General features: G+C 61.2%; 22 protein-coding genes and 2 pseudogenes. 23 read left to right on the plus strand and 1 reads right to left on the minus strand.

The features are described from left to right. Nucleotides 1–56: 56 nt before the first annotated feature. The 23 genes and pseudogenes from P5689_RS15055 (at nt 57) to P5689_RS15165 (ending at nt 12,192) form a co-directional block, all read left to right on the plus strand. Entirely contained in the window at nt 57–605 is a 549-nt protein-coding gene (locus P5689_RS15055; RefSeq protein WP_285533917.1) for a hypothetical protein, read from the plus strand. Between the two features lie 63 nt (nt 606–668). Continuing rightward, on the plus strand, nt 669–1,019 hold the full coding sequence (locus tag P5689_RS15060) for a hypothetical protein (RefSeq protein ID WP_285531553.1): 351 nt from the start codon (nt 669–671) through the stop codon (nt 1,017–1,019). After that, a complete protein-coding gene (locus P5689_RS15065; protein WP_285531552.1) occupies nt 995–1,510 on the plus strand; it encodes a hypothetical protein in 516 nt (171 codons plus the stop codon). Before P5689_RS15060 ends, P5689_RS15065 begins: the two co-directional genes overlap by 25 nt. Before the next feature lie 96 nt (nt 1,511–1,606). Continuing rightward, nucleotides 1,607–2,716, plus strand: a pseudogene (locus P5689_RS15070) (PBSX family phage terminase large subunit); the annotation flags it as partial. Nucleotides 2,717–3,048: 332 nt separating this feature from the next. After that, nucleotides 3,049–3,438 (plus strand): annotated as a pseudogene (locus P5689_RS15580) (anti-CBASS protein Acb1 family protein); the annotation flags it as partial. An 83-nt stretch (nt 3,439–3,521) separates the two neighbouring features. Continuing rightward, on the plus strand, nt 3,522–4,142 hold the full coding sequence (locus tag P5689_RS15080; protein ID WP_285533919.1) for an anti-CBASS protein Acb1 family protein: 621 nt from the start codon (nt 3,522–3,524) through the stop codon (nt 4,140–4,142). A 168-nt stretch (nt 4,143–4,310) separates the two neighbouring features. Further along, complete coding sequence (locus P5689_RS15085; protein WP_285533920.1) at nt 4,311–4,625, plus strand: hypothetical protein; 315 nt, start codon at nt 4,311–4,313, stop codon at nt 4,623–4,625. A 144-nt stretch (nt 4,626–4,769) separates the two neighbouring features. Next, nucleotides 4,770–5,129 (plus strand): phage minor head protein, encoded by a 360-nt coding sequence (locus P5689_RS15090; RefSeq protein ID WP_285533921.1) that lies wholly within the window; start codon nt 4,770–4,772, stop codon nt 5,127–5,129. Then, a complete protein-coding gene (locus P5689_RS15095) occupies nt 5,129–6,292 on the plus strand; it encodes a DUF2213 domain-containing protein (protein WP_285531548.1) in 1,164 nt (387 codons plus the stop codon). The genes P5689_RS15090 and P5689_RS15095 overlap by 1 nt, the downstream gene beginning before the upstream one ends. A gap of 12 nt (nt 6,293–6,304) precedes the next feature. Next, nucleotides 6,305–6,430 carry a hypothetical protein gene (locus P5689_RS15100; RefSeq protein WP_285531547.1) on the plus strand — a complete coding sequence of 42 codons (126 nt, stop codon included), beginning with the start codon at nt 6,305–6,307 and terminating at the stop codon, nt 6,428–6,430. 35 nt (nt 6,431–6,465) lie between these two features. Next, nucleotides 6,466–6,816 (plus strand): hypothetical protein, encoded by a 351-nt coding sequence (locus P5689_RS15105; RefSeq protein WP_285531546.1) that lies wholly within the window; start codon nt 6,466–6,468, stop codon nt 6,814–6,816. Continuing rightward, nucleotides 6,816–6,974, plus strand: a complete 159-nt coding sequence (locus tag P5689_RS15110) for a hypothetical protein (RefSeq protein ID WP_285533922.1) — start codon at nt 6,816–6,818, stop codon at nt 6,972–6,974. Before P5689_RS15105 ends, P5689_RS15110 begins: the two co-directional genes overlap by 1 nt. A gap of 104 nt (nt 6,975–7,078) precedes the next feature. After that, nucleotides 7,079–7,351 (plus strand): hypothetical protein, encoded by a 273-nt coding sequence (locus P5689_RS15115; RefSeq protein WP_285533923.1) that lies wholly within the window; start codon nt 7,079–7,081, stop codon nt 7,349–7,351. 103 nt (nt 7,352–7,454) lie between these two features. Further along, on the plus strand, nt 7,455–7,586 hold the full coding sequence (locus tag P5689_RS15120; RefSeq protein ID WP_285533924.1) for a hypothetical protein: 132 nt from the start codon (nt 7,455–7,457) through the stop codon (nt 7,584–7,586). Further along, a complete protein-coding gene (locus P5689_RS15125; RefSeq protein ID WP_285533925.1) occupies nt 7,552–7,863 on the plus strand; it encodes a hypothetical protein in 312 nt (103 codons plus the stop codon). Before P5689_RS15120 ends, P5689_RS15125 begins: the two co-directional genes overlap by 35 nt. Nucleotides 7,864–7,865: 2 nt before the next feature. Continuing rightward, a complete protein-coding gene (locus P5689_RS15130) occupies nt 7,866–8,252 on the plus strand; it encodes a hypothetical protein (protein ID WP_285533927.1) in 387 nt (128 codons plus the stop codon). 34 nt (nt 8,253–8,286) lie between these two features. Next, complete coding sequence (locus P5689_RS15135; protein WP_285533928.1) at nt 8,287–8,730, plus strand: DUF4054 domain-containing protein; 444 nt, start codon at nt 8,287–8,289, stop codon at nt 8,728–8,730. A 154-nt stretch (nt 8,731–8,884) separates the two neighbouring features. Further along, nucleotides 8,885–9,232, plus strand: coding sequence for a hypothetical protein (locus P5689_RS15140; protein ID WP_285533929.1), 348 nt, complete (start codon nt 8,885–8,887; stop codon nt 9,230–9,232). Beyond that, nucleotides 9,225–9,518, plus strand: a complete 294-nt coding sequence (locus tag P5689_RS15145; RefSeq protein ID WP_285533930.1) for a hypothetical protein — start codon at nt 9,225–9,227, stop codon at nt 9,516–9,518. Before P5689_RS15140 ends, P5689_RS15145 begins: the two co-directional genes overlap by 8 nt. Before the next feature lie 42 nt (nt 9,519–9,560). Then, nucleotides 9,561–10,136: an LIC_12616 family protein gene (locus tag P5689_RS15150; protein WP_285531822.1), complete on the plus strand. Its 576-nt coding sequence runs from the start codon at nt 9,561–9,563 to the stop codon at nt 10,134–10,136. A gap of 6 nt (nt 10,137–10,142) precedes the next feature. Next, on the plus strand, nt 10,143–11,294 hold the full coding sequence (locus P5689_RS15155) for a DUF3383 family protein (RefSeq protein ID WP_285533931.1): 1,152 nt from the start codon (nt 10,143–10,145) through the stop codon (nt 11,292–11,294). Further along, on the plus strand, nt 11,294–11,725 hold the full coding sequence (locus tag P5689_RS15160; RefSeq protein ID WP_285531824.1) for a phage tail fiber protein: 432 nt from the start codon (nt 11,294–11,296) through the stop codon (nt 11,723–11,725). Before P5689_RS15155 ends, P5689_RS15160 begins: the two co-directional genes overlap by 1 nt. Continuing rightward, entirely contained in the window at nt 11,725–12,192 is a 468-nt protein-coding gene (locus P5689_RS15165; protein ID WP_285531826.1) for a phage tail assembly chaperone, read from the plus strand. The genes P5689_RS15160 and P5689_RS15165 overlap by 1 nt, the downstream gene beginning before the upstream one ends. A 163-nt stretch (nt 12,193–12,355) precedes the next feature. On the opposite strand, the gene P5689_RS15170 is transcribed toward P5689_RS15165, so the two are convergent. Further along, nucleotides 12,356–12,641 (minus strand): hypothetical protein (locus P5689_RS15170; RefSeq protein WP_285533932.1); only part of this gene is annotated, 286 nt, incomplete at its 5' end.

The raw sequence follows: 12,641 nt of genomic DNA on the forward strand, positions 1-12,641 counted from the left end.
GTTCTGGTAGGATTTGGGTATGGCCATATCCCGAAATCGCAGCAACGATCTCCGAAATGTCCAAGCCCAAAGCGGAGGATCGGCCTTTTGCCGTGCGATCCGCAAAGCCGCTCGGCCCCGCTCCGGAGCGCATGACGAAGCCGGACTATTTCGGCGCTCGTGACAGCCGCAAAAAAGTGCGTGCCCTCCTGTCTCTGTGTGAATCCGGCGAACTGAGTTCCGAGAGCGAAACGGTCGCGAGACACTGGATAGACGATTACCAGTACGCGAATTTCGGATATGCCGACTTCATGCGCGATCCTGTCCCGGACGATTACGTGAAGGGCGATGCCATCACTTTCGGGCTCAACCGGGCGCATGGCGGGCACCGTATCGCGCTGATCCGTGACAGTCTCGGGGCTGACACTCACCAGTTCCTCGTCCGCCTGCTCATTGCCGAACACTCGTTCAGCGAGATGGCCCGCGACCTTGTGCCCCACATCAAGGGAACGCCGGGTGGCAAGGCGATCCGACAACGCGCCGTGATGCTGCTCAAGCTGCTGCCGTCCATCTATCGCGCCGCAGTAGCGGAACAGAAGCGGCTCGCAGAGGCAGTGCGCAATTAACGCTGTACCTTGACCAAACCGCGTGCTAATTCTCGCTAGAATTCCAAAATTGCGCGGTTCGTCATGCTCCCTCAGTCGGTTCGATTGGAGAGAGGCGACGTGCTGCGCGTGAATGACGCCCGGTTTATTGTGGTTGCCGCCAATGGCGACGACGCTGCCGGGTGCATAATCCTTGCAGATCCTGAGAACCGGCACCGATCGGACATGCCGCTTCATTGGGCGCAGGCTTTCCGTCTGGGTATCCGTGGCGAGTGCGTCGTCCGATGCGCACCCCAGATGATCAGGATGGCGGACCGGCAAGAGCGCGTTGGAAAAGTGGCGCTCGTTGTTGCCGATCAGGTGGCGTCATTCGTGGCGCGTGAGATGCAGATACAGGCGAGAGAAGACGGATGGCGAAGCGACCGGGGAAGGTAGCTGAAGCACAGGCCGAAGCTCCTGCCCCCCGTGGCAGGCCGAGCGGATATTGCGCTGAGCTTGCGCGCGATATCTGCCTTCTGCTCGCTGAAGGAAAATCCCTGCGCCGCATATGCACTGAAGAACGCTTCCCATCGGAGTCCACCGTTCGCGGATGGGTTGTCGATGATCGGGAAGGTTTTTCCGCGCAATACGCACGCGCAAAAGAGATGGGTCTGCACTCCATGGCAGAGGAAACCATTGAGATTGCGGACGATGGGACCAACGACACGTATACGAAAGAGGATGGGTCGGAGGGCGTGAATTCAGACGTGGTGCAGCGTTCGCGCTTGCGAGTGGATGCCCGCAAGTGGTTCCTCTCGAAGATGATGCCCAAGGTTTACGGCGACAAGGTGACGCAAGAAATGACGGGGGTGGATGGAGCGCCGTTGCAGATGCCGACGCTGGTGATTGCGCCTTTCCAATCAAGAGATGAGCCAGACGAGAATTGAAATCCCGCCTGCGTTCGGTGATTTTGGGCGCGGTACCGTTACCGGGTCTGGTATGGTGGGCGCGGCTCTTCCAAATCCTGGACCGTTTCGCGTGTTCTTGTGGCGCTGGCTGCAACCCGACCGATCCGGGTGCTGTGCGTTCGCGAGTTTCAGAACTCCATCAATGATTCAGTCAAGCGGCTCTTGGCCGACCAGATCGAAGCTCTGGGACTGACGCCATGGTTCAAGGTGCAGGAAACAAGCATCTCATCCAAGGCGGGTGCAGAGTTTCTGTTCAAGGGCCTTGCCCGCAATATCCAGGGCATCAAGTCCACAGAAGGCGTAGATATCTGCTGGGTCGAGGAAGGTCAGACCGTCAGCCAGTCGTCGCTCGATATCCTGATCCCGACCATTCGTAAGGCCGGGTCCGAACTCTGGTTCACCTACAATCCAGAGCACGACGACGACCCCATGCACCGGCTTATGCTGATGCTGCAGGACGAGGGCGGCGCTCTGGTCCGCAAGGTCGGCTGGCAGGATAACCCGTGGTTTCCGCCTGAACTGAACGCCGAACGGCAACTGCTGCTCAGGCACGACCCGGAGGCTTACGAGCACGTCTGGGAAGGTGAATGCAGGACGATCAGCGAAGCGGTTGTGTTCCGGCACCGCGTGTCGTTTGAGGAATTTGAGACGCCGGATAACGCCCGGTTCTACTTCGGGGCTGACTGGGGATTTTCACAAGATCCAACGGCGCTCATCCGGGCATTCATCGATGATGACGTGCTCTATGTCGATCAGGAAGCGTTCGGCCTCGGTGTAGAGATGGATGAGTTGCCCACCTTGTTCGACCGGGTGCCGGGCTCGCGTGACTGGCCGATCCTGGCCGATTGCGCGAGGCCAGAGACGATCAGCTACATGGCGAACCGGCATCGCTTTCGCATCATGCCAGCCGAGAAATGGAAAGGCTGTGTTGAGGACGGCATCGAGCGCATCAAAGCGTTCCGCAAGATCGTGGTGCACCCACGCTGCGAGCAGATCGCCAAGGAATTCCGAATGTATTCCTACAAGGTCGACCCGCGAGATGCGCGCCTGATCCTGCCTAAGCTCGAAGACAAGTGGAACCACGGCATCGATGCCCTGCGCTATGCCCTCTCGCCCCTGATCCAGAACCGCCGCAAGGCTCCCGACTTCTCCGCATTTAACGCCCTACCCAACCGCAGACGATAGGCCCATCCATGGCAGCTTGGTTCACCCGCAAGGCCGCAACTCCGGCTGTGCGAGTAGAGCCGCGTCCTACCGATAGGAAAGAGCCACGCATTTCATTCGCAAGGTTTGCGCAGGATGCCGATCTTGCCGAACTGGCGCGGGTTGAGGCGGCCACGCGGTCGTTCCAGCCGTACCAGCCTCCGGCTGGCGTGCGTGGTGCTGCACTCGCGATGGATGACGCCATGTCCCTCCCCGCCGGGTTCGGCGCGTGGGCGGGCGAGAACATTGGCATCATTGAAGGCTACATTGCGGACGGCCTGAGTTTCCAAGGCTATCCGTATCTTGCCCAGATGATGCAGCGGGCCGAGTTCCGTAAGCCGGTCGATGTGCTGGCCAAGGAGTGCACCCGCGAGTGGATCAGGTTCCGCAGCAAGAAGCAGACGGCCTCGCCGGGCGACGATAAAGCCGCAGCCAAGCGCATCTCCGAGATCGAGACGGCCTTCAAATCGTTCCACATCCGCGAGGTAATCCGCGAGCAGATCCGGCATGGCCTCGGCTACGGCATCGGCCACGTATGGGCTGACGTCGGAGATCTTGGTTACGGCGCGCTGGATCAGGAAAAGCCCCTGCGCGTCAACAAGAACGGCATGGCTCAGGGCGCTCTTCGCAGATTTGCGAACGTTGAGCCGATCTGGACGACCCCGGCCAATTACAACGCCGACACGCCGCTGCGTGATGACTTCTACAAGCCATCCGTCTGGTGGGTTCAGGGATCGCGGGTCCATTCGTCCCGCATGAAGAGCCTGGTTCCCTTCCCGTTTCTCAGATGCTGGCGCCCGCCTTCAACTTCGGCGGCCTGTCGCTCACGCAGCAACTCAAAACCTACGTTCACAACTTCCTGCGCCTGCGCAACAGCGTGTCGAGCATTGCAGCCAACTTCTCGAAGCTGGTCCTACTGACGGACATGTTCGGGAACATGGCCACGCCGCAGCGCGCGGACTATGGCGATATCAACCCGAGTTCTGTGACGGGAAGAGCGAACTTCCTCCAAGGGGTATCGGATGGGCAGGATACGTTCGTCGCCGACAAGACCAGCGAGGACGTCAAGATCCTCGCCACCCCGCTTGGTGGCCTGAACGAACTACTTGCACAGGCCATGGAGGCCATGGCGTCCATCCCCGGCATCCCGCTGGTGAAGCTGTTCGGCATCCAGCCAACCGGGCTCAACGCCTCGTCTGACGGCGAAATCCGCGTCTTCTACGACGAGATCGCGGCGTGGCAGGCGGACCAGATCGAGCCGACGCTGCGGTGGATGTTCAACCTCGTTCAGATCCATCTCTGGGCGATATCGATCCGGACATCGATTACGAGTTTGTCCACCTCTGGCAGATGGACGAGAAGCAGGCTGCCGAGGTCGAGAAGCTTAAGTCCGACACCGACGCCGTGAACATCGTCTCGGCAAGATATCGCCTGACGAGGCCCGCGAACGCGAGGCGACGGACGACACCAGCATCTATCGCAACGTGAACCTGACCGGCCCTGCCCCAGAAAAGCCTGAAGACGATCTGGATGACGGCAGCATGTCGGGTCTGCTGAGCAAGGCGGAGGGCGAAGAGTGACGAAACTCCGGTGCGACAGCGCGAAAGGGCGAACACTCGCCCCGCAGCGCCCGAACGCCGGAGTGGAAGCCGCTTATCGCAAGGCCCTGACTGATCTGGTCGAGGAAATGGCGGCGAGCGTCGATTACTGGGTCAAGGCGAACTACCGCAAGATTGTGCCGCAGGTGGCGCAGGACGCCTCTCCTGCCTCGGTGCTTCAGGGCATCATGAACAAGCTCACAGCGCGGTGGCGGACCCGGTTTAACGAGGTCGCCGACGAACTGGCCCGTCGCTTCGTGAAGCAGGCTCGAGCCACGCTGACCGGCAACTGAGCCTGGACCTGCAACGCAACGGGTTTGCGATCAAGTTCAAGCCGTCAGCAGGCTATGCGCCGAACAAGCGGCCGTTATCGGCGGCGGAAAATGTGGCTGCTGATCAAGTCGATTCCTGAGCAGTACCTCGCCAGGACGTTGGCGATGCCGTTGATAGCGATCGGCTCTTGCGCTGGCGGCGATCTCGGCACCCTGACGGCGGATCTGAAGCAGCGATACGGCATCACGCATCGACGCGCAGCCTTCATCGCCCGCGACCAGAACCGCAAGGTTGGCGAGGCCATGACCCGCACCCGGCAGATGGGTCTCGGCATCACAGAGGCTATCTGGCAGCACTCACACGGCGGAAAGCATCCGCGAGAGAGCCACGACAAGGCCGGTCGCGACAAGCTGCGCTACCGGCTCGACAAGGGCGCCTACATTGACGGGCAGTGGATTTTCCCCGGCTCCGAGCCGAATTGCCGGTGTGTCTCCAAGCCGATCATCCCAGGATTTGATGACTGATGACAAAGCAGGTCATGGCCTTCGACCGATCCGTTCGACGGGTCGATGATGACGGCCATCTACACGTCGAGCGGTGCATCCTCAGTGCGGCTGTAGTCTCGCCCTACTGGGGCAGCGAGATCAAGGACGCCGAACGCCTCGGGCTCAAGCCTGACGTGCTGTATCAGGTCTATCGCGATGCCGATGCCCTGCGTGATGCCGCAGCGAGCATGAACGGCAAGCCACTGATCGAGATCCACCAGCCGATCAGTGCCGACGCTCACCCCCGCGAAATCACGGTGGGCGCAGTCAACAACGTCTCATTCAATGCCCCCGACCTGATCGGCGAACTGTCGATCTGGGACGGTGACGCAATCGCACGAATTCAGGACGGCTCGAAGCGCAGCGTATCCGCTGGATATGCCTACGATATCGTCCCTGAGAGCGGGACCATCAACGGGCAGGAATACAGCCTAAAGATGGTCAACATCCGCTTCAACCATCTCGCCCTGGTCGAGAAACCCCGCGTTGACACCGCCATCATTGGCGACAGCGCATCCCCAACATTGGAGAGAAAGAGCATGGCTGGACACAAGCCCATGTCACCGGCGGCGAAGGTTTCAGCCGCTCTGAAGGCCGGTCGCCTCGCACTCGATGCCTCGGAAGAGGATGTGAAGAAGTGCATGGACGAGGAAGAGGACGACCGCAAGGAAGCCGAGGACGAGGAAGAAGAGGACAAGGACCGCAAGGCCGAAGACTCTGACGACACGGACGATGACGACGACGATGCCATGGACGAGGAAGAGGACGACAAGGACGACCGCAAGGCCGCCGATGCTGCCCCTCGGATGATCTCGCTTGCCGACGCCCGCCGCATGGCTCGTGACGAAGCCGCCCGCGCCGTGGCCAAGCAGGAACAGAAGGCCGCAGCCCTGCGCGTGGCTCTCGATGCCGTTCGCCCGGTCGTTGGCGACGTGCATGGCATGGACAGCGCCGCTTCAGTCTATCGCTATGCGCTCGCCGATCAGGGCGTGGCCTTTGACGGCGTTTCCGATGCCTCTGGTCTGGCCGCGATCTGGCGTGTCGTCACGCAGCGTCAGGCATCCCCTCGCCGCATCGCCGCCGACAGCGCCGTTGCCACTGATTCCCCGATCGCGGGCAAGTCTGCTCGCATCAAGGCATAAGGAGCCTGACCGATGGGTTTCCCCAACAAGATCAATTACAACTGGGCGGTCGGCTTCCCTGGCGGGATCGCCTCGGCCAATCCCGACGCTCGGCCATTCCCGGCTCGCTCGGTTTCCGCGCTGGTTCGGCTGGCGTAGCGGTCGGCGCGTTCGGATGGGTGCAGGCTGACGGTGTGACCGTGCTGAACAAGCCGGTCGGCTCCGAAGCTCCCACGGGCTTCGTTCTGCGCGATCAGCAGGCTCTCATCACAGCCTATCTGGCCGAGAGCACCATGCTCCTGCCGAGCGGCTTCAACGTGCAGCTCATGTCGGGTGGCGATTACTTCGCCGTTGCCTCCACCGCAGCCACAGCAGGTCAGGCCGTCTATGCCTCGACCACTGACGGCAGCCTTCAGACGGGCGCGGCTGGCACGGTTCCGAGCGGCACCGTCGCCACAGGCTTCGTCGTCACGCAGGGCGGCGCTGCTGGCGCAACCATCATCATCTCCGGCGCCGTTGCGCCGATCTCCGGGAGCAACGAATAATGGCATCGTTTCGCGCTGAGGCCCCTCGCCTTGCGATGGATTGGGGCATCAACCTTCGCGGCGTCACGCACTACACCGACGAGAAGGGCGTGGCGCTCGACGCTGCTCCCGTGTTCGGTGCCGTAACCGCCCCAACAGCGGCATCCCGGCGATCCTGAACACGACCGTCGATCCGCAGCTTATCCGCCAGCTCATCACTCCGACCAAATCCGAAGAGATTTACGGTTCGGAAAAGAAGGGCGACCGGACCAACAAGACCGTCATGTTCCCGGTCATCGAGTCCTCGGGTTACGCCGTGGCCTATGGTGACTACGAGCAGGGCGGCGACAGCAGCGCGAACGCCAATTGGGTGTCGCGTCAGTCCTTCCACTTCCAGACCTGGGCCAAGTACGGCGACCTTGAGTTGGAGATGATGGGAACGGCAAGCATCCCGTGGGTGGCTGAGCAGCGCACGGCGGGCGTATCGGTTCTCGCCAGCAGCAGAACCTCATCAATTTGTTCGGCGTCTCGGGTCTTGAGAACTACGGTGCGTTGAATGACCCGGCCCTGCCTGCGGCTATCACCGCATCGGTCAGAGAGCGGACAGCAACACGGCATGGACCAGCACGAGCGACCCGAACGCCGTCTATCAGGACTTCGTGAATCTGTTCGCGGCGCTCAACAAGGCGCTGATGGGCAACATCGACAATCAGACGCGCCTCAAGGTCGTCGTGCCGTCCGAACTGTCGGCAGGTCATGACCTACACCAACAGCTTCGGCATCACCCTTGAGGACATGCTCGTCAAGCAGTCCTGGCCGAACATGGAGATCGTGTTCCTGCCGGAAGCAGGCGTCACCATGTCGGGCGGCTACACCAGCGCCAATGTCATGCAGATGTTCGCGCCCGAGATCGACGGGGTTGAAACGGTCTCGACCGCCTTCACCGAGAAGCTGACGATGCACCGTATCGAGCAGTATTCGACCAATGCACGCCAGAAGATGAGCCGTGGCGGATGGGGCACGATCTGGAAGCGTCCCATGGCTGTTGCACAGATGGTGGGGATCTGATCATGGCTGATACCGTCACTGTTCTCTGCCGCCTTCCCCATGGCCTGGAACTCCGCATTGCTCCTGATGGTGATGTGGAGCGGCGTGCCAAACTCAGCGCCGATGACAAGCCCGACCGCAGCCCGGTCGGCTACGTCCAGAGCGTCACCGTCAACGGCGCCAACCGTGCGCCGGACTACCATCCCAAGGACAATGTCCTGCTGGGTCGTGTCGGGCGCACGCAGGTCGAGAAATCCTTTTGGGATAAGTGGCTCGCCCAGCACAAGGACAGCGACCTTGTGAAGAACCATTGCGTCTTTGCGGAAGTGACCGAGCGTGCAGCCGATGCGAAGGCCCGCGAGTTTGCGACCGAAAGACCGGGTTCGAGGGCGTCAGTCCTGAGGATCTGAAGCGCAAGGGCATGGAAGCGGAGACCGCGACCCGATGACCGACACCGTGCCGCAACCGGGCGTTGTCACGTTCGACTATGCGGCGTGGTCAGCGGCCTATCCTGAGTTGGCATCCTCGGTCACAGAGGCAGCCGCTCAGGCCCGGTTCGATATGGCAACCGCCATTCTCGACAACAGCGCCTACAGCCCCGAGCCTGACGTAACCAAGCGAACGCGTCTGCTCTACCTGCTGACCGCGCATATCGCGTTCCTGTTCCTGCCCCAGTCTCAGGGCGGGCGCGGGGCCGATAGCGTCGGGCGGCTGGCCTCGGCCACCCGTGGCAGCGTCTCGGTCTCGTTCGATGCCGGTTCGACAGCAGCCAATCAGTCATGGTTCGCCCAGACGCAATATGGCCTCATGTTCTGGCAGGCGACCATCTATCTCCGACAGATGCGGTTCATCCCCGGACGCTCCGCACGCGCAAGGATCTGGCCCTGATGGCAAAGCAGGTACTCAGGGGCGGCGACAAGCTGCGCAAGGCGTTGGACGACCTCGCGAAGAAGGTGGCGCGTGGCGGTACTGTCGAGGCGGGGTTCATCGACGGTCGGACATACTCAGACGCCGCCAAAACCCCAGTCGCGCAGGTTGCGCAATGGAACGAGTTGGAACCTCGACCTCACCCCCTCGTCCTTTCATGCGGCAAACGATCAACGATCACCAAGACGGCTGGGGTAAGGCTCTCGCGACCTCGCTCAAAGCGACAGATTATGACGTGCATCGATCCTTGGATTTCGTGGGCGAAATAATCGATGACCAGATCAGGACCAGCATCAGAGAAGGTAGCTTCGCGCCGATCTCGGAGAGAACCCTTGAAGCCCGTCTGGCGTCCTCCAAACGCACAGGCACACTCAAGTCGGTGAACATGGAGACTGCATGCAAGCCGCTCGTGGACACGGGGCTCATGCTTGGCTCAGTCAGCCACGAGGTGTCTGATGATTGACGTGTTCGGCATCGCCTCTGGCGCGCTGGGGATCGTCAACCCGGCCACAACCGTCACGGTGAAGTGCTCGGACGGGAAAACGATTGAGCCTGATGGGTCGGTCACGCTCAAGACGTTCACCCTTGCCGTTGAGGCCGACATTCAGGCCGTCTCGGCGGGTGATCTTGAGCATGTGGCCAGCATCAACCAGCAGGCTGATATGCGCGCCGTCGATATCCGGGCGGCCTCAAGGGGCTTTCCGCCCGCTGCAAGTTGGCGGCGATCTTCTCAATTTCTACGGCTCTGACTGGCTCGTAACGCAGCCGGTCGAGGAATGGGGTTTCGGCGAATGGTCCAAAGTGATTGTGACCCGGCAGACAGCGGCCCCCTCTCCCATGTGACGCTCTCCCCGACCGATCGCGAGATAAACACCGCGCTCCGGTCCTGGCTCCTGACGGTCGTGCCGAATGGTGTGGAGGTCAGGCAGGGACAGCTTAACCGGGTGGCAGCCCCGCCCGGCCCCTTCATCGTTTTCACGCCTCTCTTTCGCCGGCGCATCGCCACCAACGCATCACGCTACACCAGCACGACGCGCGAAGTGGTCGAGCCGATGGAGTGCACGGTCCAGATATCGGCCTTCGGTTCGGTATCTGGCGAGGCCGTGCAGCGTGTCGTGGCCCTCTGGCGGGACATGTACGCGGCAGACTGGCTGCGCAACGCCACAGGCGGCGTCATGGCCCCTCTCTACGCCTCTGAGCCGCGTCAGACCGGCTTCATCAACAGCGACAAGCAATACGAGGACAACTGGACGGCAGACCTGAAATTCCAGGTCAATTTCACCGTCTCGATTCCTCAGCAATTTGCAGAGTCCATCACCGTCGATCTCCGCGAGGTCGATGCTTCTTTCCCCTCACCCAAGGAGTGAACGCCCGTGGCGGTCGGAACACCTATCTCCCTCGTCGTGTCGGTCGTGCCGGGCACAATCCCGGCGAACGGCACCCTCGATTTCCTCAATGGCCTCGTAATCACTGCCGACATAGCCGCAGTCCCTAACGGAACTACGAAGGTATTTCATGACCTTGCAAGCGTCGGCGTAACATTCGGCACCAGTTCGAATGAATACAAAATCGCTGAAGCGTATTTCGTGGGATACGATAATGCGTTCCAATTTCCTGCCACCCTCTACTTCGCAGGATATGGCCCGGACTCGACTCCGGCATCGTTCATGTCGTCCGACGCTATCACGTCTCTCCCCTGGACGGGGTTTACGACCGCTTACGAGCCAGACCTTGCGACGAAGCAGGCATTCGCTACATGGACAGGGGCTCAGAATGCCAAATACTGGTACGTCCCTTGGGACACGGATGCGACGGCAACGACGCAGGGCAGCACGGCGAGTTTTGGCGCGTGGCTGGTCGCGCAGGACCTCACCGGCACTTCTCCCGTTTACATGGACCCGGCTGCGGCGGGCGCTTTTCTGGGCTGGATGGCTGCCCTGAACTTCGATCAGGTGAACGGGCGTCAGAACCTCGCCTTTACCTCGAATGGCCAGGTCACGCCCGCCACCTACAGCGCGGCGACGGCGGCCACCCTGCTGGCCAACGGCTACAACTGGTATGGCCAGTTCAGCGGGCGCGCCGGGTCGTTCAACTGGGTCTATAACGGCAGCGTCTCCGGTGCCTTCCTCTGGGCCGACAGCTACATCAACCAGATCTGGATCAATGCCCTACTCCAGTATGCCGACGCCTCGACCCTGACGAATTTCGGCAACGTGCCGTTCAATACGCAGGGCGATGCGATCATTTCTGCCGGCCGCAAGTCGGTCATCAGTCAGGCGCTCAGCTACGGTGCGATTCAGACCGGCGTTGCGATCAGCGACAGCCAGAAGCTCGCCATCAATCGGTTCTTCGGCGTGGATAGTGCCGCGGACTCAGTGGTGAACCAGGGCTATTACGAGCAGCCCGGCGCTTCCACGGCTACGTCTGTCAACCGTGCAGCACGCACCATTCCGGCGTCGAAATTCGCCTACGCGGACGGCCAGTCCGTCCAAATGATCACCCTTCTGTCCCGTGAGGTCATCTGATGTCCTTTATCACTTCGGCTGACGCCATCTTTATGCTCACGGTGCAGACGCTGTTCAACGCGCCGGTTCGTCTCGAAAACTGGTCGGCAGATCGTGCGTGGGAGGCCGCCGCGATCGAGCAGGCCGAAACCCGCATGTCGATCGACGGCAGGCTCAACGCTGGCTGGGTGCCGAACCCGGTCGAAATGACGCTGGGCCTTCAGCCGAATTCCGATAGCTGCATCATGTTCGAGGGCATCTCTACGTCTCAAGCTGGCGCGCGTACCCTTTACAGCCTAGGCGGCGAGATCACGCTTCCGGGGCTGGGGCGCAAATACACGCTCGTGACCGGCTACCTCGTGTCGGCCTCGCCCCTGCCGAGTGCCGGGCGCCTGCTCGAAGAGCGCCAGTTCACCATTCGTTGGGAGCGGGTCTATCCCGTTGGTATCTGATGGCTCTGCGCGAGACGACCTACACGATTCCTGACGGCGAAGATGCGGGCAAGGTGTTCGTGATCACCCGTATGCCCGCCATGCAGGCAGACAGATGGGCGCGGCATCTGGTCAAGGCACTGACGCGGGCGGGTATGGCCCTGCCCCCGGATGCGATGGAGATCGGGCTGTCAGGTCTGGGGGGCATGGCTCAGGCCATGTTCGGCCAGCTTGAGAACGAGGCCGCAGACAACGCGCTGGATGCCCTCATGGCGACTGTGAAGATCCAGCGCGACCCGGCAAACCCGGCCTCGCGTGGTCAGATCATCGATGCCGATCTGGATGATCCCGAGACGCTGCCTCGCCTGCAAGCGGAGGCGTTCCGGATGCACCTGGGTTTTTTCAAAGCCGCCGCGTACCTCATTTCCCCGCTCGTGCAAATGCTGGTGCCTCAGGCGGCAAGCGACAAACCCCAGCCCGCTGCGTGAACGTGTCCCGCCCGATCGCCTACGTGGTCGGGTCGGGCCTTGCCACGCTGCACGAACTCAGCACCATCTACGACACTGAGGGCATGCTTGACCTCATGGAGATTGGGATGGTGCGGATTATAACGGAGGGTGAAGATGCAATCTGAGAAACGTCAGATCGGCGTCAATCCAAGCGCCGCGTTTTGGCAAGAGCTTGCCAGTCTATGTCCAGACTTTGCGCCGCTTTCTGAAGATCGACCGCAAGCTTTCCTGCTGCTGCCGGCGTTAGAGAAACCCGAACCACTGTTGCAAGGTCAGTGCCACCAAGAGCCCCGCAAGGGCAATCGAGCACTACTCCTCCTTCGGGGGTAAAGGCGACCTGCATTGTCTGGTCGAAATCGAACGCTATGACCGGTTGCCCAGATGCGGCCCGGTCGTAGATGTCTTGCAGCTTCTTCTCAGTTTCGTCG

The organism is Asaia sp. HumB, assembly GCF_030263835.1.
Lineage (GTDB): Bacteria > Pseudomonadota > Alphaproteobacteria > Acetobacterales > Acetobacteraceae > Asaia > Asaia bogorensis.

What these genes read in the sequence shown, in the direction of transcription:
- P5689_RS15055 (WP_285533917.1), top strand. Translation starts at nt 57, where the DNA reads ATGTCCAAGCCCAAAGCGGAGGATCGGCCTTTTGCCGTGCGATCCGCA.
- P5689_RS15060 (WP_285531553.1), top strand. Translation starts at nt 669, where the DNA reads ATGCTCCCTCAGTCGGTTCGATTGGAGAGAGGCGACGTGCTGCGCGTG.
- P5689_RS15065 (WP_285531552.1), top strand. Translation starts at nt 995, where the DNA reads ATGGCGAAGCGACCGGGGAAGGTAGCTGAAGCACAGGCCGAAGCTCCT.
- P5689_RS15080 (WP_285533919.1), top strand. Translation starts at nt 3,522, where the DNA reads ATGCTGGCGCCCGCCTTCAACTTCGGCGGCCTGTCGCTCACGCAGCAA.
- P5689_RS15090 (WP_285533921.1), top strand. Translation starts at nt 4,770, where the DNA reads ATGCCGTTGATAGCGATCGGCTCTTGCGCTGGCGGCGATCTCGGCACC.
- P5689_RS15095 (WP_285531548.1), top strand. Translation starts at nt 5,129, where the DNA reads ATGACAAAGCAGGTCATGGCCTTCGACCGATCCGTTCGACGGGTCGAT.
- P5689_RS15100 (WP_285531547.1), top strand. Translation starts at nt 6,305, where the DNA reads ATGGGTTTCCCCAACAAGATCAATTACAACTGGGCGGTCGGCTTCCCT.
- P5689_RS15110 (WP_285533922.1), top strand. Translation starts at nt 6,816, where the DNA reads ATGGCATCGTTTCGCGCTGAGGCCCCTCGCCTTGCGATGGATTGGGGC.
- P5689_RS15115 (WP_285533923.1), top strand. Translation starts at nt 7,079, where the DNA reads ATGTTCCCGGTCATCGAGTCCTCGGGTTACGCCGTGGCCTATGGTGAC.
- P5689_RS15125 (WP_285533925.1), top strand. Translation starts at nt 7,552, where the DNA reads ATGACCTACACCAACAGCTTCGGCATCACCCTTGAGGACATGCTCGTC.
- P5689_RS15130 (WP_285533927.1), top strand. Translation starts at nt 7,866, where the DNA reads ATGGCTGATACCGTCACTGTTCTCTGCCGCCTTCCCCATGGCCTGGAA.
- P5689_RS15135 (WP_285533928.1), top strand. Translation starts at nt 8,287, where the DNA reads ATGACCGACACCGTGCCGCAACCGGGCGTTGTCACGTTCGACTATGCG.
- P5689_RS15140 (WP_285533929.1), top strand. Translation starts at nt 8,885, where the DNA reads ATGGAACGAGTTGGAACCTCGACCTCACCCCCTCGTCCTTTCATGCGG.
- P5689_RS15145 (WP_285533930.1), top strand. Translation starts at nt 9,225, where the DNA reads ATGATTGACGTGTTCGGCATCGCCTCTGGCGCGCTGGGGATCGTCAAC.
- P5689_RS15150 (WP_285531822.1), top strand. Translation starts at nt 9,561, where the DNA reads ATGGTCCAAAGTGATTGTGACCCGGCAGACAGCGGCCCCCTCTCCCAT.
- P5689_RS15160 (WP_285531824.1), top strand. Translation starts at nt 11,294, where the DNA reads ATGTCCTTTATCACTTCGGCTGACGCCATCTTTATGCTCACGGTGCAG.
- P5689_RS15165 (WP_285531826.1), top strand. Translation starts at nt 11,725, where the DNA reads ATGGCTCTGCGCGAGACGACCTACACGATTCCTGACGGCGAAGATGCG.